Raw genomic sequence first — 24,311 nt, forward strand, 5'->3', positions numbered from 1 at the left:
ACACGTCTCCGATCTCTGGTACGCGCTCGATGCGCTGGATGTGCGGGCTTGCCGCCACACAGGGCAGCAAGCGCTTTCTCATGACCGCTGAGCGGCCCGGGCGCCCCGCCGCGCGGAGCCCTCGTCGCCCGGCTCACCCCACGTACGGGTCGGGCACTTCTCCTTGCCGGGCCAGGAACGCGAAGTCGCATCCGGTGTCGGCCTGGGTGATCTGGTCCTGGTAAAGCGCCCCGTAACCGCGCCCGTAGCGGGCGGGCGGCGGGCTCCAGGCGGCCCGGCGGCGCTCCAACTCGTCCTCGTCGACGTCGAGATGGAGCAGACGTGCCTCGACGTCCAGGGTGATGAGGTCCCCGGTGCGGACCAGCGCGAGGGGCCCGCCGACGAACGACTCGGGCGCGATGTGCAGGACGCACGCCCCGTAACTGGTGCCGCTCATCCGGGCGTCGGAGATCCGCACCATGTCCCGCACACCCTGCTTCAGCAGGTAGTCGGGGATCGGCAGCATGCCGTACTCGGGCATCCCTGGGCCGCCCTTCGGCCCGGCGTTGCGCAGCACGAGGACATGGTCCGGAGTGAGCGCCAACGCCGGGTCGTTGATGGTGCGTTGCAGCTCCCGGTAGTCGTCGAAGACGACGGCGGGCCCGGTGTGACGCAGCAGACGCGGCTCGGCGGCGATGTGCTTGATGACCGCGCCGTCGGGGCAGAGGTTGCCGCGCAGGACCGCCACCCCGCCCTCCTCGGCCAGTGGTTCGGCGCGTTCGCGGATGACGGCGCTGTTGTGGACGGTCGCACCGCTGAGCTGTTCTCGCAGGGTGGCGTGCGCGACCGTGGGCCGGTCCAGGTGCAGCAGGTCGGTGAGCCGGCTCAGGAAGCCGGGCAGTCCGCCCGCGAAATGGAATTCCTCCATCAAATACCGTCCACCGGGGCGGAGATCGGCCAGGACGGGCACCGTGCGGGCGATCCGGTCGAAGTCGTCCAGGGAGAGCTTCACCCCGGACCGGCCCGCCATGGCGATCAGGTGGATCACGGCATTGGTGGAGCCGCCGAGCGCGAGGACGGTGGCGACGGCGTCCTCGTAGGCGTCGGCGGTGAGGATCTGCGACAACGTCGTTCGCTGCCGTACGAGTTCGACGATGCGCAGGCCGGATGCGGCGGCCATCCGCTCATGCCCGGAGTCGACGGCCGGGATGGAGGAGGCGCCGGGCATGGTGACGCCCAGCGCCTCGGCGGCGGCCGTCAGCGTGGAGGCGGTACCCATCGTCATGCAGTGACCGGCGGAGCGGGCGAGGCCGTTCTCCAGCTCCCCCATCTCGCAGTCGCCGATGAGCCCGGCCCGCCGCTCGTCCCAGTACTTCCACATGTCCGTGCCGGAACCGAGGACCTCGTTGCGCCAGTGGCCCGGCAGCATCGGCCCGGCGGGCACGAAGACGGTCGGCAGGTCCACGGAGGCCGCGCCCATCAGCAGCGCGGGCGTCGTCTTGTCGCAGCCGCCCAGCAGTACGGCCCCGTCGACGGGGTACGAGCGGAGCAGCTCCTCGGTCTCCATGGCCAGCAGGTTGCGGTAGAGCATGGGCGTCGGCTTCTGGAAGGTCTCCGAGAGGGTGGAGACCGGGAACTCCAACGGGAATCCGCCCGCCTGCCAGACGCCCCGCTTCACCGCCTGCGCGCGTTCCCGCAGGTGGGAGTGGCAGGGGTTGATGTCGGACCAGGTGTTGAGAACGGCGATGACGGGCTTGCCGAGGTGTTCCTCGGGGAGGTAGCCGAGCTGGCGGGTGCGGGCCCGGTGACTGAAGGAGCGCAGGCCGTCGGTCCCGTACCACTGGTGGCTGCGCAGCTCCTCGGGCGCGACGGGGGCTGCTTTCCGGTCGTCCGTCACAGCGCCCACTCCGCTATCTGCTCGGCGACCTCGGCACGCCGCTCCGCGGGCAGGACCCGGCTCGGCGCGCGTACCTCGCGGCGGCAGAGCCCGAGCACGGACAGGGCCTCCTTGATGACCGTGACGTTGTTGGCGGACTGCTCCTCGGCGCGGAGCTCCTCGAAGCGGCGGATGCGCTCCCACACCTTCATGGCCGCCGCGTAGTCCCCGGCGCGCAGCGCTTCCAGCATGTCGAGGGAGACGGCAGGGGCGACGTTGACGAGGCCGGAGGTGAAGCCGGTGGCGCCGGTGGCGAAGTAGGAGGGGGCGTACAGCTCGGCGAGGCCGGCGACCCAGACGAACCGTTCCAGTCCGGCGTCGCGGGCGAATGCCCCGAAGTGCGCCGCGTCCGGCACCGCGTACTTCACACCGATGACGTTGGGGCAGCTGTCGGCGAGCTCGGCGAGGCGGTCGCCTGCCAGCAGCGGGTTGCGGATGTACGGGACGACTCCGAGCCTGGGGACGGCCTCGGCGATGGCCCGGTGGTAGTCGACCCAGCCCTCCTGGGCGACATAGGGGTGAACCGGCTGGTGGACCATCACCATCGTCGCTCCGGCCTCGGCGGCGTGCTCGGCGGCGGCGACGGCGGTCGGTACGTCGTGCCCGACGCCCACCAGGACGGTGGCGCGTCCGGCGGCCTCCTCGACGGTCAGCTCGGTGACCAGGCGCCGCTCGTCGGGGGTGAGCGCGTAGAACTCCCCGGTGTTGCCGTTCGGGGTGACGATGCGGACACCGCCGTCGAGCAGCCTGCGCGTCAGGGCGCGGTGGTTCGCGATGTCGATGCTGCCGTCCTCGGCGAAGGGGGTCACCGGGATCGCCACAACGTCGGCGAGGGCCGCCTTCAGCGGAGAGAAGTCCATGCGGACCGGCCTTTCGTCGGGTTGCTGGTGGTCATGTGGTTCCAGCAGGCGGTTCACGCGGCGCCACCCCCGTCTTCGTCGTCGGGGAAGGCGCGGCGTACGAACGATGCGATGTGGTGGTGCAGAGCCCCGGCGGCGGCCTCCGCGTCGTCGGCGAGGGCGAGCCGCAGGATCTCCCGGTGCTCGGCCGCCTCGCGCTCCCAGGAGGGGACGGCCGACCAGGCCACCGTGGAGACGAGGGCCGCCTGGTCGCGGACCTCGTCGAGCATCCGGGCGAGCAGCGGGTTGCCGCAGGGCAGGTACAGGGCGCGGTGGAAATCCCGGTTGGCCAGCGACCTGTCGGCCTTGTCGAGCGCCGAGTCGGCCCTTTCCAGGGCCTCTTGAGCCGCTTCCAGCGACGCTTTGCGGTTGACGGACCGGCGCAGCGCCTCCGGTTCCAGCAGGAGGCGGACGTCGTACACCTCCCGGGCCATGGTCGCGTCGACGAGCCGCACGGTTGCGCCCTTGTACTGGCTCATGACCACGAGCCCCGTGCCCGCGAGGGTCTTGAGCGCTTCGCGGACCGGGGTCTTGGACACTCCGAACTGAGCGGCGAGTTCCGTCTCCACCAGCGCCTGTCCCGGTCTCAGCCGCGCGGTGAGGATGGCGTGCTTGATGGCCTCCAGCACGTACTGGGTCCGGGACGGGATCGGGGCAGGGGCGAAGGTCATGGGTGACGGGCTCTCACATCTCGCGTATCGCGTCTCATATATGACGTACGAAGTACGACGCGATGAAGCTAGAGCCGCCCGGAACGCTTCGTCAACGCTTCGGACAGAACAACTTTCGGCTCGCACGGGCCACTTGACGTAACCTCACGGACTTCTTAGCTTGTCCACGTATGCGAACGCGGTCCACGGCCTTGAAGGGGCGGGGCGTCACGACGCCCTGGGGTGTCACGGCGCCTGGGGTGTCGCGAAGCCCGGGGTGTCACGACGCCCGCCGCCCGGTGCCGCGCCCGCACCGCGCCCGCACCGCATCGCATCGCATCGCCCCCGAGGAGACCACCGTATGCCCGCTCCCCGTACCGTCCTGCTCACCGGCGCAGCGGGCGGCCTCGGCACCCTGATGCGGGGGCTGCTGCCCGCGTACGGATACGACCTGCGACTCTTCGACCTGGTTCCGGTGGAGGGCGAGCCCGGAGCGATCACCGCCGACCTGAACGACCGGGAGGCGCTGCGCGAGGCCGTGCGCGGCGTGGACGCGGTGATCCATCTCGCCGGCATCTCGCTGGAGTCCACCTTCGACAAGATCCTCCGGGCCAACATCCAGGGCACGTACCACCTCTACGAAGCCGCCCGCGAGGAAGGCGTCCGGCGCATCGTGACCGCCTCCTCCAACCACGCCGTCGGCTACACGCCGCGCCCGCTCGCCGGGGGCCCGCCGATCCCGTCCGACGCTCCGCACCGCCCCGACACCTTCTACGGCCTGTCGAAGTGCTTCGGCGAGGACCTGGCCCAGCTCTACTGGGACAAGCACGGCGTCGAGACCGTGTCGGTACGGATCGGGAGCTGCTTCCCGGAGCCCACCTCGGTACGCATGCTGTCCCTGTGGATGAGCCCCGCCGACGGAGCACGCCTCTTCCACGCCGCGCTCACCGCCGAGGACGTCGGCCACACCGTCGTCCACGGCTCCTCCGCCAACACCCGCCTGTGGTGGGACCTGACCTCGGCACGGGCGCTGGGCTACGCCCCGCAGGACGACTCCGAGCCGTACGCGGCGAAACTCATCGCCGCCCAGGGCGAGCCGGACCCCGCCGACCCGGCGCAGACCCGTCTCGGCGGCCACTTCGTCACGGACCCGCCCATCTGGCCGCACTGAGGGCCCGGCGGCGAGCACCGATGAGTTTCGGGCCCGGGGCGGGTCATGAGTGGTGGACGCGTCGAGCGACCGGGACGACCCGGCTCCCGACACGACCGGCAGACCGGCCCCGACCGAGCGAGGACAACCATGAATGCCTCCACGACCGAAAACGCCGACAACATCACCGGCCTCGGAGTCATCATCGGCAGCACGGACAGCGAATCCCTCATCTCCTGGTACCGCGCCGCGCTGGAGCCGCTGGGCGCCCGCTGGGCGGAGCACCTCCTGATCGTCGGCCCCGGAGCGATCATCGGCTTCGACGAACGGGACGACGTGGCGGACAAGGCCGTCGAGCCGGGCCGGCAGATGATCAACATCACCGTGCGGGACGTCCGGGCGGCCGAGAGGCACCTCAACACCCTCGGGGTCACATGGGTGCGCCCGGTCGAGGAGGTCGGGAGCGGCTGGTTCTTCTCCACGATCGTGGACCCGGTGGGGAACTACCTCCAGATCCTCCAGGGCCCGGAAACGCCGTGATACCCCCCTGCCCGAGGACCGCCCGTCGGCCATCGCCGTGGCCCGCCGGGTGGTGGAGCTGGGCATCACGCTGATCGACACGGCCCACATGTACGGGAACGGGCCCAAAGAGGGGGTCCTGGCCGAGGCGCTCCACCCGTACCCGAAGGACCTCCTGACCACCACTAAGGTCGGGGCGATCCGTTCCGCCGAGACGGGCGAGTGGGCCCCGAACGGCCGCCCGGAGTCGCTGCGCGCGGGGGCGGACCACGCCCTGAGCCGCCTCCGCGTCGACCGCCTGGAACTGCTCCAGCTCCACCGCATCGACCCGGAGACCCCGCTCGCCGACCAGCTCGGCCCCCTGCGGGACCTGCGCGCCGCGGGCAAGGTGGGCCGGATCGGCCTGTCCGAGGTGTCGGCCGCCGAGCCGGCCGAGGCCCGGGAGATCGTGGACATCGCGAGCGTCCAGAACCGCTACAACCTGACGGACCGCGAACACGAACCGGTCCGCGGCGTGCGAGGCGGCGGACATCGCATTCCTGCCCTGGCGCACGGTCGCCTGGGGCGAGGCGGGCGACCGAGCGGAGGTGGCAGCGGTCGCAGCCGAGCTGAACGCCACCCCCACCCAGGTCTGCCTGGCCTGGCTGCTGGACCACTCCCCGGTGATGCTCCCGATCCCGGGCACGTCGAGCATCGCCCACCTGGAGGAGAACACGGCGGCGGACCTCGTCCTCACCCCGGGAAGGTGGCCTGGACATGGACATCCTTCTCGAAAAGCGCCGCTACCGAGGGGGTCCGCCGGTGTAGCTGTGCGGCCCAGGCGTCGGGCCGGGGTGCCTGCCGGATCGGCAGATCATCCCTGCTCCGAAGCCGCGGCGAGGTGACGAAGGCAGGAGTCGGCAGCCTTGCGGTGGGGCATGTGCGGCTCATCGCTGTAAAGCCGCATCTCACGAGCCGCTCGATCCATGTGCTGCCAGAAACGGAGGGGCAGACCGAGGTCGTCGGCGAGATGGACCAGGCAGTCGAAGGCGAGTCCCAGTTCGTTGTGCTCCAGGAACTCCAGCGTCGTCGAGAGATCGATGCCCGGCAGATGTGCGAGGTGGGCCCGGGCAGCGTCGAGATGGTCGCGGGTCCGCTTCCAGCTCTCTGTCAGGGCCTCACGATCACGGGTCATGGCACCAGTGTTGCCCGTGCCATGACCGTCCACCAGCTGATTACGGACGAAGCGGCACCCGCCCGAGGAGATGGCCTGCTCGACGCACCAGAACATCTCCGGGCGGGGCGGACGGGCCCACCGCCGCCTCACATCCGGGATCTCAGCACGTCGACCTCACAGCCCGGCGAGAACGGGTCGAAGCCGTGCTCGATCAGCCAGCGGACGGCCAGCAGGCTCCGCAACGCCCACCACGCGCGAACCACTTCGAGGTCGACGTCCCCGCCATAGCCGGCGAGGACGTCGTCGAGGTGCTCCTCATGTCCGAGCGTGAAGGTGGCAAGGTCGTACAGCGCATCTCCCCGGCCCGCCTCGGACCAGTCGATGATGCCCGTGACCTCGTCGCCCTCGACGAAGACGTGGGCGATCTGCAGATCGCCGTGCGTGAACGCCGGAGTCCACGGCCTGAGCGCGGCCTCGGCGACCTGACGATTACGGGTGACCAGCTCGGCGGGCAGGAGACCGTTCGCCACGAGCAACGCGCACTCGGCATCGAGCTCCGCAGCAAGCTCGCCAACGCCCCGGCCTGCCCGGCCGGGCCTGGGCGGCAACGGCGCGCCGTGCAGCTTCCGGATCGCGGCACCCACCGCGGCCCACGCCGCCGGTGACCCGGTCGACGGCCAGCCGAGGCGCCCGAGGGTCGTCCCCGGGACGGCGGAGATCGCCAGCACGGGCGGCTTGCGCCAGAGGACCTCCGGGGTCGGAACGGGCGCGAGGGCCATCGTCTCGACCTCGGCGTCGATACGCGCCTGATCGGCGTCCACCTTCAGGAACACGTCACCGACGCGCAGGGTCGCCCGCTCGGAGTGGGCGACGACGACTTCGACCTCATCCATGGGCGACGAGTATCCCGGCGACGATCGCGGAAGTCGCCGGGTTTACGGCATGCGCTCAGGGGCCCTCTGCCGAAGTCAGGCCCACCACTCGGCCAGCAGTCCTAGGCCGTGTGCCGAGCGGCGGCGGCTTCCTGGCTTCCCCGGGGCCCGCTGCGGGTGGGGAGCAGTTCTCTCAGGAGTTCCACGATGAGGTCGGGCTGTCCCACGAACGGTGAGTGGCCTGTCTGCCATACGCGCACGTCGGTGCAGCGCGAGGCCATGGCCTGCTGGAGGCCGGGGTCGACGGCCTGGTCCTGTGCGCAGATGACGTAAGTAGAAGGAGTCTCCTTCCAGCCGTGGTGCTGGGGTACTCCCCGTCCGCAGCCCGGGCCCTGCGCACGCAACAGGCCGACCGCCCGCGCGGCGAGGGGTGCAGGGCAGTCACCGTAGAGGGCGTCGATGGCCAAGCCGGGGTGCAGGGCGGTCGAGCCATCCGGCTCAACGACGATGGCGTCCTTGAGCTGTTGTGACGCACCGCCCAGACCGGCCGCGCTCTCCTGGGCATCCGGCACGAACGCTGCCAGGTAGACCAGATGTGCCGCTCCGCGGACTCCTGTGATCACCGACCCTCCGTAGGAGTGGCCAAGGACAACCGGGGGCTCGGGCAACGCGTCGATGACGGCTTGGACGGCGGCGGTGTCAGCAGCCAAGGAGCCGCGGTGAAGCTCGGGCACGGCAACCTCCGTTCCGTCTGCCCGTAATCCTTCCGCCACCACCGCAAAGTGTTCGGGACGGTGGTACAGGCCGTGAACGAGCACGACAGCAGGCAACTCGTCCGCCTCCTCAGATCGACAGCAGACCGGCGAGCCTAAGGGCTGTCCCGAACCAGGGGCCACACACTCACCTTGATCCACTTTCGACCCACGGCCTGAAGGGAGCCGTCCTGAACGGCGACGACGACGCGGCACGGCCGGCCCGGCCGCTCGGTGCGGTGCCGCGGACGCCCGAACAGCCGGGCACGGACCCCCGCTCCTCCCCCGTCAGTGGCCTTTACGGCGCTCCGCGTCGAAGCGGTACAGCACCCGCACCAGACGCCACACTCCGGCCGCCGCTCCCACCAGGGCTCCCCCCGTCACGACACCTTTGGACACTGAACCAGAGAGGTCGAAGACGAGAGTGAGGGCCAGCGCGACGGCAAAGACCGCCCCGGCAAGGACGACAGCAGTCACCAGGGCGAAGACGATCTCCACCGTCATCGCGTCCTTCTCCCACCGCGACTCGCGCCCCATGTCCATGCCGGAAGTCTCGCACCAAGGTCACGGCCAGGAACTGCGCGACGCCCGATCCACACGGCTCCACACCCGAACTTCCGCTTCCGGCAAGCCCATTGACAGAGGCACCCCCTGACGGGATTCTGCGAGAGCGCTCTTCTATCGATGTAAATCGCTGCCCCGCCGAAGGCCCCCCACCCAGGAGCGAGCCCCATGAGCGATCCCATGAGCGACCCCACGCGCAAGCCCGGAAGCCCCTTCCGCCGCTCGTCCACCCTCGGCGCGCTCGCGCCGGCCGGGGCCTTCGCCGCGACGCTCTTCCTGTCGCCGCCCGGCACCGCCCAGGGCGCACCACCCACCCGTGAGGCGGCTCCGCAGGGGCAGACCAGCCTGCGCGCGGCCGACCCCAGCGTGTTGCGGGTGGGCAGTACGTACGTCGGGGTCCAGTCGACCGGCGGCGGCATCGTCGTACGGCAGGCGTCGTCCACGGCCGGTCTTGCCACCGCGCCCGCCCGGCAGGTCTGGGCCGACAGCCGGGGGCGTGGGGAGGTCTGGGCTCCCGAGATCGTGATGGACGGCGGGCGGTACTACATCTACTTCACGGCCGGCGTCGGCGCCGCTCACCGCATGTTCGTCATCAGCTCCGCCTCGCCGGCCAGCGGGTACGGGGCCGAGACCCAACTCGCCCTCCCCGACGACACATGGGCCATCGACGGCACCCTGTTCACCTTCGAGGGGCAGCGCTGGTTCGTGTGGTCCGGGTGGGCGGGCGACACCAACGTCGAGCAGAACCTCTACATCGCCCGGATGAGCAGCCCGACCCGGCCCACCGGCGCGCGGTACGTCATCTCGCAGCCGCGCGAGAGCTGGGAACGGGTGGTCGGCAACCCGTTCATCAACGAGAGCCCCGAGGCGATCAAGGACCCGAACGGGCAACTGCACATCGCGTACTCCGCCAACGGCAGTTGGAGCGAGCAGTACTGCCTGGCAGACCTGCGCCTGCGCAAGGGCGGCGACCCCACGTACGTAGGGGACTGGTACAAGTCGAACGGCTGCCTGTTCGGCTCCGACCGCGCGACGATGATGCCCGGTTGGGACCCGACGCTGCACGTGAACGGGCCCGGCCACCACACCTTCGTGCTGCTCCACGGCGACATCAACACCAGCCCGCCCGCCGGCCCGAGGTTCCCGTCGATGTACCACGCGGTCGCGAAGGGCACGCCGTACTCCTGGGCGAACCGCCATTGGTACACCGGCACGTTCGTCTGGTGGGGCGACACCACCTACTCCCGGGCCAACGTTCCCGGCCCCACGTCCGACAAGGGGTGGAGCCTGAAGTTCTTCGAGTGAGCGCGGTCGCCACAGTCCTGCTGGAACGCGGCCCGGTGAGATGGCCGAGGGCCGCGCCACCGCCGGCACCGTGCTCACCGCGACCGCCGTCCTCGGACTGCTGCTCGGCTGGGCAACGTACGGCCTGCACGGAATAACACCCGTGTTGGACCGGGCGACCAACTCGACGTCCACCTGGATCATCTGGACTGCCGCAGCCGGTGCGCTGATCCGTGACCGGTGGCTCGCCGCCTGGGGCGGGGCGTTGATGATGCTCGCCACCTGCTGCGGCTACTACACGGCGTCCACTCTTGGAGGCACCTTCGCGAGCGGAGGGCTCGGAACCGCCGCTGTGTGGGCGGTGGCCGCCTGATCGGATCGGCATGACGTCGTCCAGCGCTACGAGGCATCAGCGCTCGGCCTCGCCCCACTCCTCGACCGCCACCTCGTCGCCCACCGACAGCTTGCCCGGCCGCACCACGGCGAACTTCGTGCCGAACACCACTCCGCCCGCCGAGAAGCGCCGGTAGCCCGCGAGCGTCCGCAGCGGCTCCGGCCCGCCCCGGGCGCCGGCCTCCTGGTCGACCAGGGTGACCGCGCAGCGCACGGCGAGCTTGGTGTAGCCCAGCTCGGCCGCGCCGATGGTCGCGCGGCGGATCCGGTCCTCGGCGTGGGGTTCCGCTGCCCAGTCCTCCCCCTGGCAGCCCTCGGGGAGGCTGTCGATGACGATGTTCGGGCGGAAGCGGTCCATGGCCAGGGGCGGGGCGCCTCGCTCGGCCAGCCGCGTGTGCAGGTGGGCGAGGGAGGCGCGGGAGAGCACGTGGACGGCGCTGCTGTCGGCGTATCCGGAGGTTCCGGGGGTCAGGCCGTCGGTCTTCCGGTCGTGCTCCGGCGGTACGCGGACCAGCCGGCTCGGGGTGCCGAGGAAGTCCGTGAGCCAGGCGGCCGCCTCATCCCCCTGGTCGATGCCCTGGTACGTCGCGCCGAACAGGTCGACGTCGCGCCGGGGCGCGGAGGTGGTGACGTCGAGGTGCAGCGCGCCGTGACCGCCCTCCGGCTCCGCCGATGCGAGCGTGAGCCTGCTGCCCTCGGCGCTGACGGTGGGCCGGACGAGGGCGAGGCGGGGGTCGCGGCGCTGGGTGCGGTAGACCCCGTCGACGCTGACGACCATGAAGACGCGGTCATGGGCGAGGCCCGCCGGGGTGAGGTGCGTACTGTCCACGGACGTTCCCGCGCAGCCCTTGACGGGGTAGGTGATCAGATCGACGACCGTGGCCATGCGGCCTCTCCTTCGCAACGCCCTGCCCGCGGATCTGCTGCCGTCGGGCCCTTGCAGCCAGGGTGCCAGGACGCGCGAATGATGATCGACGGGTTTTGCGCCACACCACGGAGGTGTCGCTGCGCCACGAGGCGCGCCGCCCTGCCCCGAGCCGCCCCGGGGCAGGGATCGCGCCGTCAGCAGTTCGGGATGATTGTCCCGTTGTTGTCGCGGGCCTCGTCGTTGCCCCACCGGGAGAGGTAGTACGCGGAGACGTACGCGTTGCGGCCGTTCTTGCCCGCGTACACGACGTCGAGGTCGGTGCGCAGCCACCAGTGGTTGAACTGGCTCGCCGTGCCGACCCGCGCTCCCCACACCTTGCAGTAGACGTAGTTCGTACCGGCGTTGAGGACGCCCTGCGCGTCCGCGGTGTTGGCTGCGGCGTAGCCGGTGGCGTTGGCGAAGGTGTCGACCCAGTACGTGCCGCCTCCGCCGCCACCGCAACCGTTGTCGCTGGTCAGGTACTTGCTGTGGTACGAGCCGGGATACGGGGCGAGGGACCGGCCGTTGATCACGATGGTCTGGCCGATGCCGTTGTAGAGCTGTTCATAGTGGATGTGCGCGCCGGAGCTGTTGCCGGTGGAGCCGGTGGTGCCGATCTGCTGGCCCTGGGCGACCTGGGCCCCGTTGGCGACGGAGAACGCGGCGAGGTGGAAGTAGTACGTCTTCCAGCCGCCGCCGTGCTCGACGGCGATGTAGTTGCCCGCACCGCTCGGCTGGGAGTAGCGGTACGCGGTCCCGGCGGCCGAGGCGAGAACCGGGGCGCTGGCCGTGCCACCGCCGTCGGTCCGGACGAAGTCGAGAGCCTGTCTGACCTCGGCGGAGTGATGGCTGTAGGTCCACTGCTGGCCGCAGGCGTAGGGCGCCTTGAAGTTCGGGGCGGCCGCGGCGGGGGACGCGGTGGCGGTGACGGTGAGCAGGCCTCCGAGGAGCGCGAGCAGGGCCAGGAGGCAGGTGCGGGGCGAGCGTCGCATGGGTGGGGACGTCCTTCGGGTCGACAACCGGGCGGTGGAGCGCGAGGTGCGAGTACGAAGTGCTTTGGGTGCGGGAGCGCGGCCGGAACGGACGCAGATCTACGCGAGTTGAGCGAGCACCAGAGTGCCGTAACCTCGGCTCGGACGACAGACCACCCCGGCGGGGCCGACAGGGAGACAGCCGCCGCCGCCGCTGCGGCAGCCGCTCCGGCAGAACGTGGGCGGCTCCCCTGCGGGCGTGGAGCGGAAGGTCAGGATTCCGGTCCGGTGTCCAGCCGTGTCTTCACGCAGGGTGTGCGCTGCGACCGGCGGGCAGACGTACGTGGCCCGTGCGGGAAGGTTTGATCCCGAGCTGTCGTGGCTTTCCGAAGGGAGCGCTCCGTCAGCCTTCACCTCGGTAGCCATGGGCCCGGTCAGGTTTCCGGACCGTCATCTTTTCGCCGTACTTGAAAACCTCACGGCGCGGACGGAAATCCGGCATTGGCCCCGCCCATCCATAAGGGCCGTACCTCTTGGCGCAAGCGAGATCGTGGGCGACATCGCAGGAGTTGGCGTAATACCAACCCTAGGAGCTGAAAAGCGTTGACCTTTGTCGTCGCCGTAGCTTTGATCACTGGGTGCCCAACGGGATGTCGACCGAAACGGTGACAGCGTTCGGGCAACAGTGTGGTGGAGACCTCGCCGGCCGTCGAGGCCCTGCCGCCGACCGAAGGAATACAGACCACAGACGGACGTCATCGGTCAACCGTGCCGGGGGGACGGAAAGATTTTGTTGTGTACAAGGTGCTGCCGTGCCACAGCGCGTCACGCGCGGCGGAGACTCGTAGAGCTGACAACTGCACGAACGGCATCGTGACCGATGTCCGTGACATGGGGAGACCGTACGGGGCAGGTGGCCCGGATGATGCCCCTACCACCAGAGCTTCGGACCATTCCCGTTGACGAGGGCGCAGCAGAGGAGCTCCTCGGCCGGGGAGAAACGGGCGCACGAGACGCATCGCGCGAGGAAGCCCTCCCGCCTGTGCCGCCGGCGACACACGGCGCCGACCTGCGGGACGCGACTCGTGGCCGCCTACGCGTGACTGGGCGTCCCCTGTCGGGAGCTGTCGGGAGCCGCTGGTAAGGGCAGGGGCGTACAGAACCGATCAGCTCTCTCCAGGGCAGGAGCGGCCTCGTTTCCGCCCCCGCCACGCCTCAGGACGGCGTTGCGCATCCCTCGCACGCGCGGCATTCCGAACCGCGCGGCATCCAGGCCGGATCGGACAGCCCGCCCTGACATCGGCCCCCGTGCGGAGCCGAGGCTGCCCTCATGCCGCACGAAATCAGAGCCCACTGACCATCTGCACACAGATCCGGAGGAAGAGATGGGACGCCCGGAATCACCGATCAACCCGGCTGACGGCCCGCTGCAACGCTTTGCCCATGACCTGCGGGTGTTGCGAAGGACGGCGGGAAGCCCCTCCTACCGAGCACTCGCGAGCAGGGCCAACTACTCAGGGACGTCGCTCTCCGAGGCGGCTCGTGGTCTTACCCTGCCCAGTCTCGAAGTGACACTGGCCTACGTCGGCGCGTGTCATGGCGACATCGAACAGTGGGAGAAGTACTGGACGCGCACGGCGGCCGAACTTTCGGCGCCTTCCGGACAGGAGAGCCCCGCGCGGAGCCGGCCCGTACGCGCACCCGTCGGCCCTCCGTCGGCCTCAGGCCAGTACGACCGCCCCGAAAGCCGCTCCGGAAGGGATCGAGGTCGGATCATCAGCCGGGCCAGAACCGCGCTGAAGAGACCGGAGACCGTACTCGCGCTGGTCGCGGGTAGCTGGGTACTGGCCACGGGCCTGCGAGCCAAGCGGGTGACCCATGAGGCATGACGATCCCGGCAACCGCATCCCCGCGGGCGTGATGCCCCGCCGATCGGCCGTCACCTGGTCGGGAACCATGCTCCGCGATCTCGCTGCCTGGCTGGCGCGCAAGCCCGTCGCGTCACCCGGCGCGCACCGCGCGATACCGCACTCCGCCGATTCCCGCAGCGTCATCTGGACCATCGCAGCGGTGGACCTCGTGACCAGCATCGCCGTGGACGCGATGATCCCCCACGCCTACCGACCCCTTCACCTCGTCTGGGTAATCCTCTCCCTTGTCGTGACCGTGGGATTCTGCGCGATGACCTTGCGTGCGCCTCATCTGGTCGGCGAACACACACTGCACCTGCGCACCGGCCCCTTCCGAGCCCTTGTCATTCCGATCAATCAAATCCAGGCCGTACGTGCCGCTCACGGCATGACGCAGGGGCACGGGTTGCGCCGGTCACCGGATCACGACGACGCGGTGGCCTGCTCGGTCAGCAGTGCCACCACCATGACTCTCGAGCTTGCCGAGCCCTTCCCCGTACAGCTCCGCAAGGGTGAGCCGGTCATGGCGCGCCGGGTCACCTTCACCGCCGACCGGCCCGCAGCGGCCGCCGAGGTCATCCGGGCCGCGATGCGTGGAAGCACGCAGGCATGACGGTGCGGACGGCAGCCCCCGGGCCCAAGGCCGTCGGGGAGAGACGAGGAGAACAATGAACACGTCCACCACGTCCGTGGCTGCCACGGACGACCCGAGTTTCCAGGAAGCGAACGCCCTCCTCGTCCGCCTGGGTCTGGGCACTCTCGCCGGGCAACCCGACCTCAGATCCCTGCCTGGCCGGAACACCAATCTGAGCGGTACGACCGACACCGGCCGGCGCGTCTTCGTCAAGAAGCTCGAAGGCCCGCGAGAAGTGGCGGAGCAACGGATACACCAGTGCCTCTCCTTCGAACGTCTCCTGCGGCAGCACCCGGAGCCCGGGCTCTCGTCGCCACGCTGTCTGGGCACCGACCTCGGCTCCCAGCTCATGGTGTTCGAGCTGGTCGAAGACGCTGAGACCGCCGCCGACCTGGTGAAGGGGCACGGCTTGTCGGACGACGGGGCTCGATCGCTGGGAAACACCGTCGGTCATCTGCACAGTCTTCCGGTCGGCCGGCTCCCCAACAATGTGCAGAGCACACCGTTGCTGCCGTCCGCCGAACTGCTCGACGGTCTCCCGGCGGCCCTGTTCGAGGCTTCGTCCGCCGCGGAACTCCAGGTGTGGAGTCTGCTGCAGAACGACGTTCCCCTGGCCGACGCGTTGCGGGGACTCCTCGAACGGGAGCAGCGGGCCGAGCCGGTTGCCGCCCACTGCGACCTGCGCCTGGACCAGTTCCTGATCGCCGGCGGTCGAGTCCATCTGACGGACCTTGAGGAATTCCAGGCGGGCGACGCAGCCCGTGACCTCGGGGGAGTCGTGGGCGACCTTCTCCACCGTGCGGTGCTGGACGCGGCGACGTCGGGGACTCCCGACCAGGACTTGGCACCGACACGTGAACAGATGCTGACGCAGCTCACTTCCGGGATACGGGTGGTCCGTCCTCGTATCCAGGCATTTTGGAACGGGTATCTGGAGCGGCGGCCCGCAGGCAGCCCCCTGGCTGCACGGGTGGTGGCATTCGCCGGCTGGCATCTTCTCGACCGCCTGCTCGCCGGGGCCCGGACTGCTCCGCGGCTTGCGGCGCTGCCCCGCGCCGCCGCCGGCATCGGTCGAAAAGCACTGCTCACGCCGGAAAAGTTCATCCTGACACTCGGACTCGTGGAGGATCCCGCATGAGCACCCCGGTCGACGCCCTCAGTCACGGCGGTCGAGAACAGCCGCAACAGCCAGGACAGTTGTCCGAGGGCCTTCACAACGTGCTGGACAGGGTGCGCGTAGAGGCGGACGGTCTCACGGCTGCTGTGGGAGCGAGGACGGTGACCGCCTCTTCTCCTCCGGCTCTCACCGGCCATCTCGCCACTGCGCTCTACCAGATCGTCCACGTCGGCAGGCCTGAGACCGAGTCCGGGACCGGGACCGGGACCGGGACCGGACGAGTCTCCGCCCCGCAGAGCAGGGATCTCGAAGAACGCCTCGCGCAGGCCGTGCCCCACCGGTACACCACACACGATGTTCCCGTGCTGGCCGCGCGGGAGGGCGGTCCGATCGTCGAGCTGAGCGGGGTGCGCGTCCGTCTCGATTCGGACCGGCTTGTGCGCATCAGCGCCGACGCCCGGCGGGCAGACGTACGTGTCTCGGCGAGCCGCCCCATGCTGTCGCCCGGCTTCTTCCTCGCCGACGGGTCGTTGCCTCTGCCCCCCGAGTCCCAGGTCCTGCGGGTCTACCTGCATGTCGAAACGCCCGACGCCGCTGTCGAGACCTGGGGCCGGGTGCTGCATTGCCTGGAGGAGAATGCCGTCGCCTACCGGGCCAAGGCTGCTTCTTCGAGCTCGGCACTGCCGCGGCGCGATGGTGTGGTGGTGTATCTGAACGGCCTGAACCATGCAGTGCTCGCGTCGCTCGTGGAGGCCGTCAAGGGAATCGTCAGCCCGGGAAGCGTCCCCTCTCCGTTCACTCAGCCGCTGGCGGCCGGTGTGGCTGTCGCCTGGGAACCGGATGACGCCCGGCCCGGTATGCGCCACACCAGCCTGGGAGAGCACCGGTGCCGCGCCCTGGCCTCGGGGCTGGTCGGTCACGCGATCCACCCGGACGGCCGGACACGCGCGGAACGGGTCCGCGATGCGTTCCTGGAGGGTGGAATCGACCCCTCCGCACCCCACCGCAACGTGTCCTCCCCTATTTCCCTCTGAAATTAATGAAAACTCGCGCCGTTCAACTGATCATCAAAAAGTGCTTCCACCGACGCGCGATTCGATACTAGTTTCGATTTTGCCGAGAGGGGCTGCCCGACCAGGCAGCTCAGATCAGGCGCCGTCAATTCGTATGCGGATTCCTTGAGGAGACAGTCATGAACGAGATCGACCTGGCCGCCGGCTTCGACACCTACGCCGACGTGAACGAGATGGTTGCCGATGGCACCCCCGACGAGGCGCCCTCGCCGCAGACCATCGTTTCCCTCAGCGTCGTCGCCAGCATCAAGTGGGGCTGCTGAGCCAGACCCTGTCGCACCTGTGCACGGCCGGCCGTTTCGACTGCCGGCCGTGCACGTCTTCACGCAACACCTCATTCATTAGGTCTGCGCATGGCGATATCTATCCTGCTCCCTTTCATGCCGACAGAAGGGAAGGAAATCCTTCCCTTCACGAATCTGATCCAGGAGGGGGCCGCCGAACGTCTGTGGACCGGGCAGTCGCTCATGCTCGAACCCCACACAGCACTTGCCTACGCCGCCGGCGCCGGCGCGAACATCCCCTTCGGTACCAGCGTGACGCTCCTGCCGCTGCGCCACCCCTTCCAGGCCGCACTTCAAGCCAGGTCCCTGGCGGCTCTGAGCGGCCACCCCTTCGTTGCCGGACTCGGCACCGGGCCGCGACCGTTCGTACAAGCCCTGCGTGGCAGCACCTACGCCAGCCCCCTGGGGGCCGTACGCGAGTACACCACCATCGTCCGGCGCCTCCTTGCCGGGGAAACGGTGGAGCTGGCCGGCGACTACTACGGAATGCACGGCGCTCTCCCGCCACTGGAAACCCCGCCGGTTCAGCTCGGACTCGGTGTACTCAGGCCCAAGATGGCCGAACTCGCCGGACAGATCGCGGACGTCGCCATCACCTGGCTGACTCCCCCCGGCTACCTGGCCCGCACTCTGCTGCCGGCACTCACACGCGGTGCGGAACGCGAGCAACGCCCACGACCGAAGGTGACCGCAGTCGTCCATGTCTCGCTCGACGCCCCACGGCGCGAGCACGCACGCGTCATCCTTGCCGCTACCCACGCACACCTCCAGGCTCCGCACTACCAGGCCATGCTTCGCCTGGCCGGAATCGCTGTGGACCCCCACGACCTTCTCGCCACAGCCACCCGGCTCATCAGCAGTGGAACCGTTGCGGTGGGAAGCATCGACGACATCCTCCGCACCGTGCGTGCCTATTACGCGGCCGGGGCAGATGAGGTGGTCCTCAACACGATCGGGCTTCAAACCGTGAACGGAACAGCCGCGTCCCTGTCCGCACTGAACGCAGTCGCACACGCCGTCCGAGCAGAAGCGGCGGTCATGGAGGAGAGTCGCGGATGACGGAACAGAGCGCATCGGCACCGAAGTTCTCCGCACAGCGGCTTCTGATCGTCGGTACGGGAGCCCTCGGCGTCTCCGCCCTGCCCGGATGGCTCGGATGGCTGCGGGAGACCTACCCCGAGACGGAAACGAAGGTCCTGCTCACCCGGCAGGCGAGCACGTTCGTCGCTCCGGCGGCGCTCGCCGCGATCGGTGGCCGCCCCGTGGAACACGACAGTTGGTCCACCGAACCCACGACCGCGGCCCTGCACGTCCAGCTCAGCCAGTGGGCCGACGCCATAGCCGTCTACCCCGCCACGTTCCACTTCGTCAGCCGCTTCGCGACAGGGCTGGCCGACACTCCCTCGCTGCTGGCCCTGCAATGCACCAACGCGCCGATCGGCATCGCCCCCGCACTCCCCCCGGGCGGATACGAAAGCCACGCGTTCCGCTCGCACCTGTCCGCGCTCCGAGATCGCCGCAATGTCGTGGTCGCACCGCCCGAACCCGGCCGCAGCGTCACCAGCGGCCGCATCGAGGCGTCCACGACGGCGCCGCTCACCACTCTGCTACCGATGATCGAAGAGCTCCGTGCCGAACTCGGTGAGGCCGGCACATCATGACCACACGTACCGATGCCGTCATCAGCCAGTACGGCAGTGGCCACGTCCGGACCGAAGTCAGACGGTCTCCGGACGACAGGACCACGTGGGTTCGCAGCGCCGGAGACAGCAGGACCCAGCCCTTCCTCCCTCCCCATCCCTCGCTCCTCACCACTCTTGAGTCAATCGCCACCGAACGATCCGGTACCCGGTACGTCCCGCCCCGGCCGGTCGGCGATACGCTCCACTACTCGGCCCCAGGAGCCAACTCGGCCCTCGATCTCCTCCTTTCGCAATCACCCCAGGACCACGTGAGGGCCGGTTCGCTCCTGAAGGACCTCGGGATGCTGCTCCGCGCCCTTCACACCGAACCGTTGGAAGCGAGCGGCCCGGTTCCCGGGATGCCCCTGACCTGGCTTCGGCTGTCGGCCTGGATGGACAGTCCGCTGCCCGGCCTCCCAGCAGCACTGCACGCACGTGTCCGGCAAGCACTCGGTCCACACCGCTGGAAGCTGCTGGCCTCATGGCTGGAGAGCCTGCGCTCAGGACCGCATGTTCTGCTGCACGGGAATCCGAGCCTGGGACTGCTCGTGCCGTCGGAGACGAAGGAGGCCGACGCGCTGCTCACCGGGGAAGAGCTGGGCTTCGGCAGTTGGCAACAGGACGTCGGCTGGGTCCTGGGCGAACTGCACGAACTACGTGCCCTGTCGACGCGTATCCCGCTTCCGGTGCCTCCCGCCGGCTGGGACCGTCTCGCCGCACGGTTCGTTGAAGGCTATGGACTCCCGCCCGACCGGTCGGCTCACCGCGCGGCAGCGCTGAAGGTCCTGCTCCACCTGCACGACTTCTGCGTCTTCGTGAGATGGGACGAGCCGGAAGTACTTCGCTACACCGAGGTCATCGCTCAGCTGGTCGACGAGCGGGGAAAGGACTGAGCAGTGCTCTCCGACGCGCACTTCACCTACCCGGCTGCCCGACGCCAGGACATCACGGAGGAGCGGTTCGGCCACTCCATCGCCGATCCCTACCGGTGGCTGGAACGACCCGACAGCGAGGAGACTCGGGCCTGGCTCGACCAGCAGGACCGGATCAGGCATGCCGCCATCGACGCGTTGCCCGGGCGGGACCGGCTGAGCTCCCACGTGAAGGAACTGATATCCGTCGGCGCGGTCGGCCCTCCCGTCTGGCGAGGAACGCGCTACTTCTTCATGAACCGGGAGCCCGGGCAGGAGCACGCCGCCCTCTTCATCGCCGAGGAGGACGGCAGCCGGCGCCTTCTGCTCGATCCCATGAAGCTGGATCCCACCGGGCACACCACGTTGGACAGCTGGTATCCGGACCACACGGGAACCCGGCTCACCTATCAGGTGTCCGTCAACGGTGACAACAGCAGTCTCCACGTCCTGGACATCGCGTCAGGCGCTGTCGTCGACGGGCCCATCACCCGATGCCGCAACTCCCCCATCGCGTGGCTCCCCGGCAGTGACGCCTTCTACTACGTGCGCAGTCTGCCCGGCTCCGCCGTGCCCGAAGGTGAGGAGCACTACCATCGCCGTGTCTACATGCACCGCGTGGGCACCGACGCCGACACCGACGATGTGCTTGTCTTCGGCGCCGAAAGAAGCAAGACGACTTCCTACGGGCTCGCACTGGCAGTGGACGGCCGACGGCTCATCCTGACCGCCAGGACCGGCGCCACGCATCACAACGAAGTGTGGCTGGCCGACCTCACGACCGACGGCTCTCCGCAACCGGTCTTCACAGCCGTGCAGAGCAAGGCCCATGCTCACACACGCCCTCTCGTCGGCCGCGACGGACAGCTGTACCTCCACACCGACCATGACGCGCCCCACGGCCGCCTCGCGGTCACCGACATCGAGAACCCGCAGCCCGAGAACTGGAGAGACCTCCTCCCTCAGGACCCGGACGCGAAGCTCGAACACGTCGCCTTGCTCGAGAGCCCGGAACTCACGCGCCCTCTTCTTCTGGCCGGCCGGAACCGGCACACGTTCAGCGAGATCGCGGTCCATGACCTGGCCACGGGTGAACATCTCCATGACATCGACCTCCCCGGCGCCGGCGTCGTCGGCGAGATCCGTGGCCGGGGGCACGAGGCATGGATCACCTATACCGATCCGTTCACGCCACCGACTGTCCTGCACTGGGACGCCCGCACCCGCACCCGCACGGTCTGGGCATCGCCACCCGGACGGCAGTCGCTCCCCGAGCAGCCTCCTGGTGCCGTGCACCATCTCAACTGCACGGCTTCGGACGGCACGCAGATCCCGGTCACCGTCTTCGCTCCGCACTCACGTCGCGGCCCGTTGCCCACCATCCTCTACGGATACGGCGGCTTCGGACTCTCCCTGGCACCCGCGTACAACCCGGAGATACTGGCATGGGTGGAAGCGGGCGGCATCTACGCCGTGGCCCACGTACGTGGTGGCGACGAGGGCGGAACCCAGTGGCACGCCGCGGGTGCCGGAGCCAACAAGCAGACCTCGATCGATGATTTCCACGCCACGGCCGAAGGCCTGATCCAAGGAGGCTGGACCACGAGCTCACAGCTCGTGATCAGTGGTGAATCGAACGGTGGGCTGTTGGTCGGGGCCGCCCTCACGCAGCGTCCCGGTCTCTACCGGGCCGTCCTCTGCGGAGCTCCTGTCCTGGACATGGTCCGGTACGAGCGGTTCGGGCTCGGGCCGTCGTGGACTGCCGAATACGGCTCCGCCGACGTGGAGCAGGAGCTCGAATGGCTCATGTCCTACTCGCCGTACCACCGCGTCACCCCGGAAGGGGTCTACCCCTCCGTCCTGTTCAGCGTCTCCGACGGGGACGCCATGGTCGACCCCATGCACGCCAGGAAGATGTGCGCCGCACTCCAGCACGCCGCAAGGCGCCGTCCGATCCCCGATGACAAGGCAGGAGTCGTGATCCTGCGACGCGAACCCGGTGCCGGTCACGGTGCACGCTCCATGAGCCTCATCGTGGGCCTCCTTGCCGACCAACTTGCTTTCGCCGCCTGGCAAACCGGCTTACCGCTGGACTCGTCGGCATGACCCGGCGGTGACTTCGTGCTTCTCGCGCAGCCGACAGCCTGCACACGAGCGGATACTCCCGCGACAGATACGACCACTCACCGTTGCGACCACTCCCACCCGACCGAATGGAGCCCTGACATGAACCGCTGGATACGACGATCTCTTCACGGAGCGGTCCTCACCGCGGCCCTTGCCGCAACAGCGCCCCAGGCCTTCGCTGCGGACACCGACCAACAACAGCCCGTCGCCTCATCGGCGTTCGGCACGCCCCCTCCGGGCTATGTGCACGAGGAGTCCTTCTACGGACGGGCCGCAGCTTGCCAGGCGGAGGGCAAGGCGGGAATCGCGGAGGGCAGGTGGACCGCGTACTTCTGCTACCAGGCGCTCCCCTTCACGCCCTTCCAGGAGCTGTACGTCAAGAAGTAACTCGGGGCCGACTCCCGCACACGGTGCTGCGCGGGAGTCGGGTAGGCCCCCGAACAACTGAGTGTCCAAACCCTGTGGCCGAGCAGGCCCGACTACCTGGCGGCCGCCACTCCGATCACCTCACCCCCTCCGGTACAGCCCCTCGATCTCCCCCGAGAAGTCCCGCGCGATCGCGTCCCGCTTCAGCTTCAGCGACGGCGTCAAGTGGCCGTTCTCCTCCGTGAAGTCCACCGGAAGCACCGTGAACTTGCGGATCGACTCGGCACGGGACACCAGGCGGTTCGCCTCGTCCACCGCCTTCTGCAAGGACGTGCGCAAATCCTCGTCGTGGACCAGGTCGCGCATCGGTATGTCCTGCTTCTTGGTCATCTGGCGCCAGTGCTGGAGGCCGTCCGGCTCCAGGGTGATCAGGGCGGTGACGTACGAGCGGTTGTCGCCGACCACCATGCACTGGCTGACCAGGGGGTGGGCGCGCAGCCAGTCCTCCAGGGGGGCGGGGGTGACGTTCTTGCCGCCCGACGTGATGATGATGTCCTTCTTGCGGCCCGTGATCGTCAGATAGCCGTCCTCGTCCAGCGCGCCCAGGTCGCCCGTCGGGAACCAGTCGTCCGCCAGCAGCGCCGGGGTCACCTCCGCCCGCTCCCCGTCCCAGTATCCGCGGAACACCTGGCCGCCCTTCAGCAGCACCTCGCCGTCGTCCGCGATGCGCACCGAGGTGCCGGGCAGCGGCCAACCCACCGTGCCCAGCCGGGGTTTGAGAGGCGGGGTCACCGTGTGGGCGGCCGTGGTCTCGGTGAGTCCGTAGCCCTCGAAGATGCCGATGCCCGCGCCCTCGTAGAACGACGCGAGGCGCCGGCCCAGCGGGGAGCCGCCGCAGATCACGTACCGGACCTTGCCGCCCAGCGCCGCCCGGATCCGGCGGTAGACCAGCGGGTCGTACAGGGCGCGGGCCGCACGCAGGCCGAAGCCCGGGCCCGGGCCCGTACCGTGTTCGGCGGCCTCCACCGCCTTGCCGTAGCGCTGGGCGATCCTCGCCGCGCGGTCGAACGACGAGGCGCGGCCCATCTTCTCCGCCGTCGCCCGGCCCGTGTTGTAGACCTTCTCCAGGACGTACGGGATGGCCAGCAGGAACGTGGGGCGGAAGCCCGCCAGGTCGGCCAGGAGGTCTTCCGTCTGGATGGACGGGGCGTGGCCCAGGCGGACCCTCGCCCGCATGCAGCCGATCGCCACCATCCGACCGAAGACATGGGAGAGGGGGAGGAAGAGGAGGGTCGAAGCCGGTTCCTTCGACACCGACTTGAAGACCGGGTGGAGGAGCTCGATCGCGTTGTCGACCTCGGCGAAGAAGTTGCCGTGGGTCAGGACACAGCCCTTCGGGCGGCCCGTCGTGCCCGAGGTGTAGATGAGGGTCGCCGGGCTGTGCGGTTCCAGGGTGGCCCGGCGGGCCGCGACCGCCGCGTCCGGGATGTCCTTGCCGAGGGACTTCAGGTGGCCGATCGCCCCCGTGTCGAACTGCCACAGGTGCGCCAGGTCGCCGAGCTGCTTGCGCTCCTGGCTGATCAGGCGGCCCTGCTCCTTCGTCTCCACCGCACACGCCACCGCGCCCGAGTTCTGGAGGATCCAGCGGGCCTGGAACGCGGACGAGGTCGGGTAGATCGGGACCGTCACCAGGCCCGCCGCCCACGCCGCGAAGTCCAGCAGCGTCCACTCGTACGTGGTCCGGGCCATGATCGCGACCCGGTCCCCCGCCCGCAGCCCCTCCGCCATCAGGCCCTTCGCCACCGCCAGCACCTCGGCGGCGAACTCGGCGGCGCTCACGTCCTGCCACGCGCCCTCGGCGTCCTTACGGCTGAGGACCAACTCCCCGGGCGCCTCCCGGGCGTTGTCGAACGGGATCTCTGCCAGCGAGCCGCGCTCCACGACCGGCGCGAACTTCGGTACGGAGACCTCCTGGACCCGGCCGTCCGGGCCGCGCTTCTTCGTCGGCTCGATCAGGACGGGCTGCGAAACAGCGGATGCGGATACGGCGGAAGGTGGCGTTGACACGTGCGGCTCCTCGGTTCGGGGGTCGGGCGGGTCGGTTCGCCGGGTCGTCCGTCCGGCAGGGGAAAGCAGGGAACAGCGGGGAAGGGCAGGAACAACAGGGACGGCAAG

23 protein-coding genes and 1 pseudogene are annotated in these 24,311 nt (G+C 69.4%); 14 read left to right on the top strand and 10 right to left on the bottom strand.

Features of this window, described 5'->3' with window-relative positions:
- Positions 1-133: 133 nt before the first annotated feature.
- From araD to D3105_RS00845, 3 genes are read right to left on the bottom strand one after another with little or no spacing between them, the layout of a single operon-like run.
- Positions 134-1,876, bottom strand: a complete 1,743-nt coding sequence (gene araD, locus D3105_RS00835) for an L-arabinonate dehydratase (RefSeq protein ID WP_118899081.1) — start codon at positions 1,874-1,876, stop codon at positions 134-136.
- Positions 1,873-2,775, bottom strand: coding sequence for a dihydrodipicolinate synthase family protein (locus D3105_RS00840; RefSeq protein ID WP_118899082.1), 903 nt, complete (start codon positions 2,773-2,775; stop codon positions 1,873-1,875). The genes araD and D3105_RS00840 overlap by 4 nt, the downstream gene beginning before the upstream one ends.
- A 53-nt stretch (positions 2,776-2,828) precedes the next feature.
- Positions 2,829-3,485, bottom strand: a complete 657-nt coding sequence (locus D3105_RS00845; RefSeq protein ID WP_118899083.1) for a GntR family transcriptional regulator — start codon at positions 3,483-3,485, stop codon at positions 2,829-2,831.
- 340 nt (positions 3,486-3,825) lie between these two features.
- On the opposite strand from D3105_RS00845, the gene D3105_RS00850 reads away from it, so the two are divergent.
- The 3 genes and pseudogenes from D3105_RS00850 to D3105_RS00860 form a co-directional block, all read left to right on the top strand.
- Positions 3,826-4,635, top strand: coding sequence for an NAD-dependent epimerase/dehydratase family protein (locus tag D3105_RS00850; RefSeq protein WP_118899084.1), 810 nt, complete (start codon positions 3,826-3,828; stop codon positions 4,633-4,635).
- A gap of 129 nt (positions 4,636-4,764) precedes the next feature.
- Positions 4,765-5,154 (top strand): VOC family protein, encoded by a 390-nt coding sequence (locus tag D3105_RS00855; protein WP_118899085.1) that lies wholly within the window; start codon positions 4,765-4,767, stop codon positions 5,152-5,154.
- Positions 5,155-5,161: 7 nt separating this feature from the next.
- A pseudogene (locus tag D3105_RS00860) lies at positions 5,162-5,873 on the top strand (aldo/keto reductase); the annotation flags it as partial.
- A gap of 113 nt (positions 5,874-5,986) precedes the next feature.
- Here D3105_RS00860 and D3105_RS00865 read toward each other — a convergent pair.
- From D3105_RS00865 to D3105_RS00880, 4 genes are all read right to left on the bottom strand, one after another.
- Positions 5,987-6,307 (bottom strand): MafI family immunity protein, encoded by a 321-nt coding sequence (locus D3105_RS00865; RefSeq protein ID WP_240646761.1) that lies wholly within the window; start codon positions 6,305-6,307, stop codon positions 5,987-5,989.
- 128 nt (positions 6,308-6,435) lie between these two features.
- Positions 6,436-7,182 carry a phosphotransferase family protein gene (locus D3105_RS00870; RefSeq protein ID WP_118899087.1) on the bottom strand — a complete coding sequence of 249 codons (747 nt, stop codon included), beginning with the start codon at positions 7,180-7,182 and terminating at the stop codon, positions 6,436-6,438.
- 101 nt (positions 7,183-7,283) lie between these two features.
- Entirely contained in the window at positions 7,284-7,991 is a 708-nt protein-coding gene (locus D3105_RS00875) for an alpha/beta fold hydrolase (protein WP_118899088.1), read from the bottom strand.
- 210 nt (positions 7,992-8,201) lie between these two features.
- The gene (locus tag D3105_RS00880; protein WP_206272602.1) at positions 8,202-8,456 is read right to left on the bottom strand and encodes a DUF6332 family protein; all 255 of its coding nucleotides are present in this window, start codon (positions 8,454-8,456) and stop codon (positions 8,202-8,204) included.
- Between the two features lie 189 nt (positions 8,457-8,645).
- Between D3105_RS00880 and D3105_RS00885 the strand changes: the two genes are divergently transcribed.
- Together D3105_RS00885 and D3105_RS00890 are read left to right on the top strand one after the other, a co-directional pair.
- Complete coding sequence (locus tag D3105_RS00885) at positions 8,646-9,782, top strand: glycoside hydrolase family 43 protein (protein ID WP_240646762.1); 1,137 nt, start codon at positions 8,646-8,648, stop codon at positions 9,780-9,782.
- Positions 9,783-9,822: 40 nt separating this feature from the next.
- A complete protein-coding gene (locus D3105_RS00890; protein WP_240646763.1) occupies positions 9,823-10,134 on the top strand; it encodes a DUF6518 family protein in 312 nt (103 codons plus the stop codon).
- A 36-nt stretch (positions 10,135-10,170) separates the two neighbouring features.
- On the opposite strand, the gene D3105_RS00895 is transcribed toward D3105_RS00890, so the two are convergent.
- Positions 10,171-11,040, bottom strand: coding sequence for an MOSC domain-containing protein (locus D3105_RS00895; protein ID WP_118899089.1), 870 nt, complete (start codon positions 11,038-11,040; stop codon positions 10,171-10,173).
- Positions 11,041-11,216: 176 nt separating this feature from the next.
- On the bottom strand, positions 11,217-12,053 hold the full coding sequence (locus D3105_RS00900; protein WP_118899090.1) for a M23 family metallopeptidase: 837 nt from the start codon (positions 12,051-12,053) through the stop codon (positions 11,217-11,219).
- A 1,857-nt stretch (positions 12,054-13,910) separates the two neighbouring features.
- Here D3105_RS00900 and D3105_RS00905 point away from each other — a divergent pair.
- The 9 genes from D3105_RS00905 to D3105_RS00940 all read left to right on the top strand — a co-directional run bounded on the left by D3105_RS00905 (position 13,911) and on the right by D3105_RS00940 (position 22,157).
- A complete protein-coding gene (locus tag D3105_RS00905; protein ID WP_123947553.1) occupies positions 13,911-14,555 on the top strand; it encodes a hypothetical protein in 645 nt (214 codons plus the stop codon).
- A gap of 55 nt (positions 14,556-14,610) precedes the next feature.
- Positions 14,611-15,714 carry a class V lanthionine synthetase subunit LxmK gene (gene lxmK, locus D3105_RS00910; protein ID WP_118899092.1) on the top strand — a complete coding sequence of 368 codons (1,104 nt, stop codon included), beginning with the start codon at positions 14,611-14,613 and terminating at the stop codon, positions 15,712-15,714.
- Between the two features lie 341 nt (positions 15,715-16,055).
- Positions 16,056-16,727 carry a T3SS effector HopA1 family protein gene (locus tag D3105_RS00915; RefSeq protein WP_123947554.1) on the top strand — a complete coding sequence of 224 codons (672 nt, stop codon included), beginning with the start codon at positions 16,056-16,058 and terminating at the stop codon, positions 16,725-16,727.
- Between the two features lie 158 nt (positions 16,728-16,885).
- Positions 16,886-17,029: a hypothetical protein gene (locus D3105_RS34410; RefSeq protein ID WP_165890941.1), complete on the top strand. Its 144-nt coding sequence runs from the start codon at positions 16,886-16,888 to the stop codon at positions 17,027-17,029.
- Positions 17,030-17,119: 90 nt separating this feature from the next.
- Positions 17,120-18,109 carry an LLM class flavin-dependent oxidoreductase gene (locus D3105_RS00920; protein ID WP_118899094.1) on the top strand — a complete coding sequence of 330 codons (990 nt, stop codon included), beginning with the start codon at positions 17,120-17,122 and terminating at the stop codon, positions 18,107-18,109.
- On the top strand, positions 18,106-18,711 hold the full coding sequence (locus D3105_RS00925; protein WP_118899095.1) for a flavoprotein: 606 nt from the start codon (positions 18,106-18,108) through the stop codon (positions 18,709-18,711). Before D3105_RS00920 ends, D3105_RS00925 begins: the two co-directional genes overlap by 4 nt.
- Positions 18,712-19,034: 323 nt before the next feature.
- Entirely contained in the window at positions 19,035-19,625 is a 591-nt protein-coding gene (locus D3105_RS00930; protein WP_123947555.1) for a hypothetical protein, read from the top strand.
- A gap of 3 nt (positions 19,626-19,628) precedes the next feature.
- Positions 19,629-21,749: a prolyl oligopeptidase family serine peptidase gene (locus tag D3105_RS00935; protein ID WP_118899097.1), complete on the top strand. Its 2,121-nt coding sequence runs from the start codon at positions 19,629-19,631 to the stop codon at positions 21,747-21,749.
- Positions 21,750-21,869: 120 nt separating this feature from the next.
- Complete coding sequence (locus D3105_RS00940) at positions 21,870-22,157, top strand: hypothetical protein (RefSeq protein ID WP_118899098.1); 288 nt, start codon at positions 21,870-21,872, stop codon at positions 22,155-22,157.
- Positions 22,158-22,277: 120 nt separating this feature from the next.
- Here the strand turns inward: D3105_RS00940 and D3105_RS00945 are convergent, their stop codons facing one another.
- Positions 22,278-24,203: an AMP-dependent synthetase/ligase gene (locus D3105_RS00945; RefSeq protein WP_118899099.1), complete on the bottom strand. Its 1,926-nt coding sequence runs from the start codon at positions 24,201-24,203 to the stop codon at positions 22,278-22,280.
- Between the last annotated feature and the right edge of the window lie 108 nt (positions 24,204-24,311).

Source organism: Streptomyces globisporus, from assembly GCF_003501885.1.
GTDB lineage: Bacteria > Actinomycetota > Actinomycetes > Streptomycetales > Streptomycetaceae > Streptomyces > Streptomyces globisporus_D.

Coding starts and splice junctions, on each gene's coding strand:
- D3105_RS00840 (WP_118899082.1), bottom strand. CDS start 2,775: ATGGACTTCTCTCCGCTGAAGGCGGCCCTCGCCGACGTTGTGGCGATC.
- D3105_RS00870 (WP_118899087.1), bottom strand. CDS start 7,182: ATGGATGAGGTCGAAGTCGTCGTCGCCCACTCCGAGCGGGCGACCCTG.
- D3105_RS00920 (WP_118899094.1), top strand. CDS start 17,120: ATGGCGATATCTATCCTGCTCCCTTTCATGCCGACAGAAGGGAAGGAA.
- D3105_RS00895 (WP_118899089.1), bottom strand. CDS start 11,040: ATGGCCACGGTCGTCGATCTGATCACCTACCCCGTCAAGGGCTGCGCG.
- D3105_RS00880 (WP_206272602.1), bottom strand. CDS start 8,456: ATGGACATGGGGCGCGAGTCGCGGTGGGAGAAGGACGCGATGACGGTG.
- D3105_RS00890 (WP_240646763.1), top strand. CDS start 9,823: ATGGCCGAGGGCCGCGCCACCGCCGGCACCGTGCTCACCGCGACCGCC.
- D3105_RS34410 (WP_165890941.1), top strand. CDS start 16,886: ATGAACGAGATCGACCTGGCCGCCGGCTTCGACACCTACGCCGACGTG.
- D3105_RS00925 (WP_118899095.1), top strand. CDS start 18,106: ATGACGGAACAGAGCGCATCGGCACCGAAGTTCTCCGCACAGCGGCTT.
- D3105_RS00900 (WP_118899090.1), bottom strand. CDS start 12,053: ATGCGACGCTCGCCCCGCACCTGCCTCCTGGCCCTGCTCGCGCTCCTC.
- D3105_RS00855 (WP_118899085.1), top strand. CDS start 4,765: ATGAATGCCTCCACGACCGAAAACGCCGACAACATCACCGGCCTCGGA.
- D3105_RS00865 (WP_240646761.1), bottom strand. CDS start 6,307: ATGACCCGTGATCGTGAGGCCCTGACAGAGAGCTGGAAGCGGACCCGC.
- D3105_RS00845 (WP_118899083.1), bottom strand. CDS start 3,485: ATGACCTTCGCCCCTGCCCCGATCCCGTCCCGGACCCAGTACGTGCTG.
- D3105_RS00940 (WP_118899098.1), top strand. CDS start 21,870: ATGAACCGCTGGATACGACGATCTCTTCACGGAGCGGTCCTCACCGCG.
- D3105_RS00850 (WP_118899084.1), top strand. CDS start 3,826: ATGCCCGCTCCCCGTACCGTCCTGCTCACCGGCGCAGCGGGCGGCCTC.
- D3105_RS00930 (WP_123947555.1), top strand. CDS start 19,035: ATGCTGCTCCGCGCCCTTCACACCGAACCGTTGGAAGCGAGCGGCCCG.
- D3105_RS00885 (WP_240646762.1), top strand. CDS start 8,646: ATGAGCGATCCCATGAGCGACCCCACGCGCAAGCCCGGAAGCCCCTTC.
- D3105_RS00905 (WP_123947553.1), top strand. CDS start 13,911: ATGAGGCATGACGATCCCGGCAACCGCATCCCCGCGGGCGTGATGCCC.
- lxmK (WP_118899092.1), top strand. CDS start 14,611: ATGAACACGTCCACCACGTCCGTGGCTGCCACGGACGACCCGAGTTTC.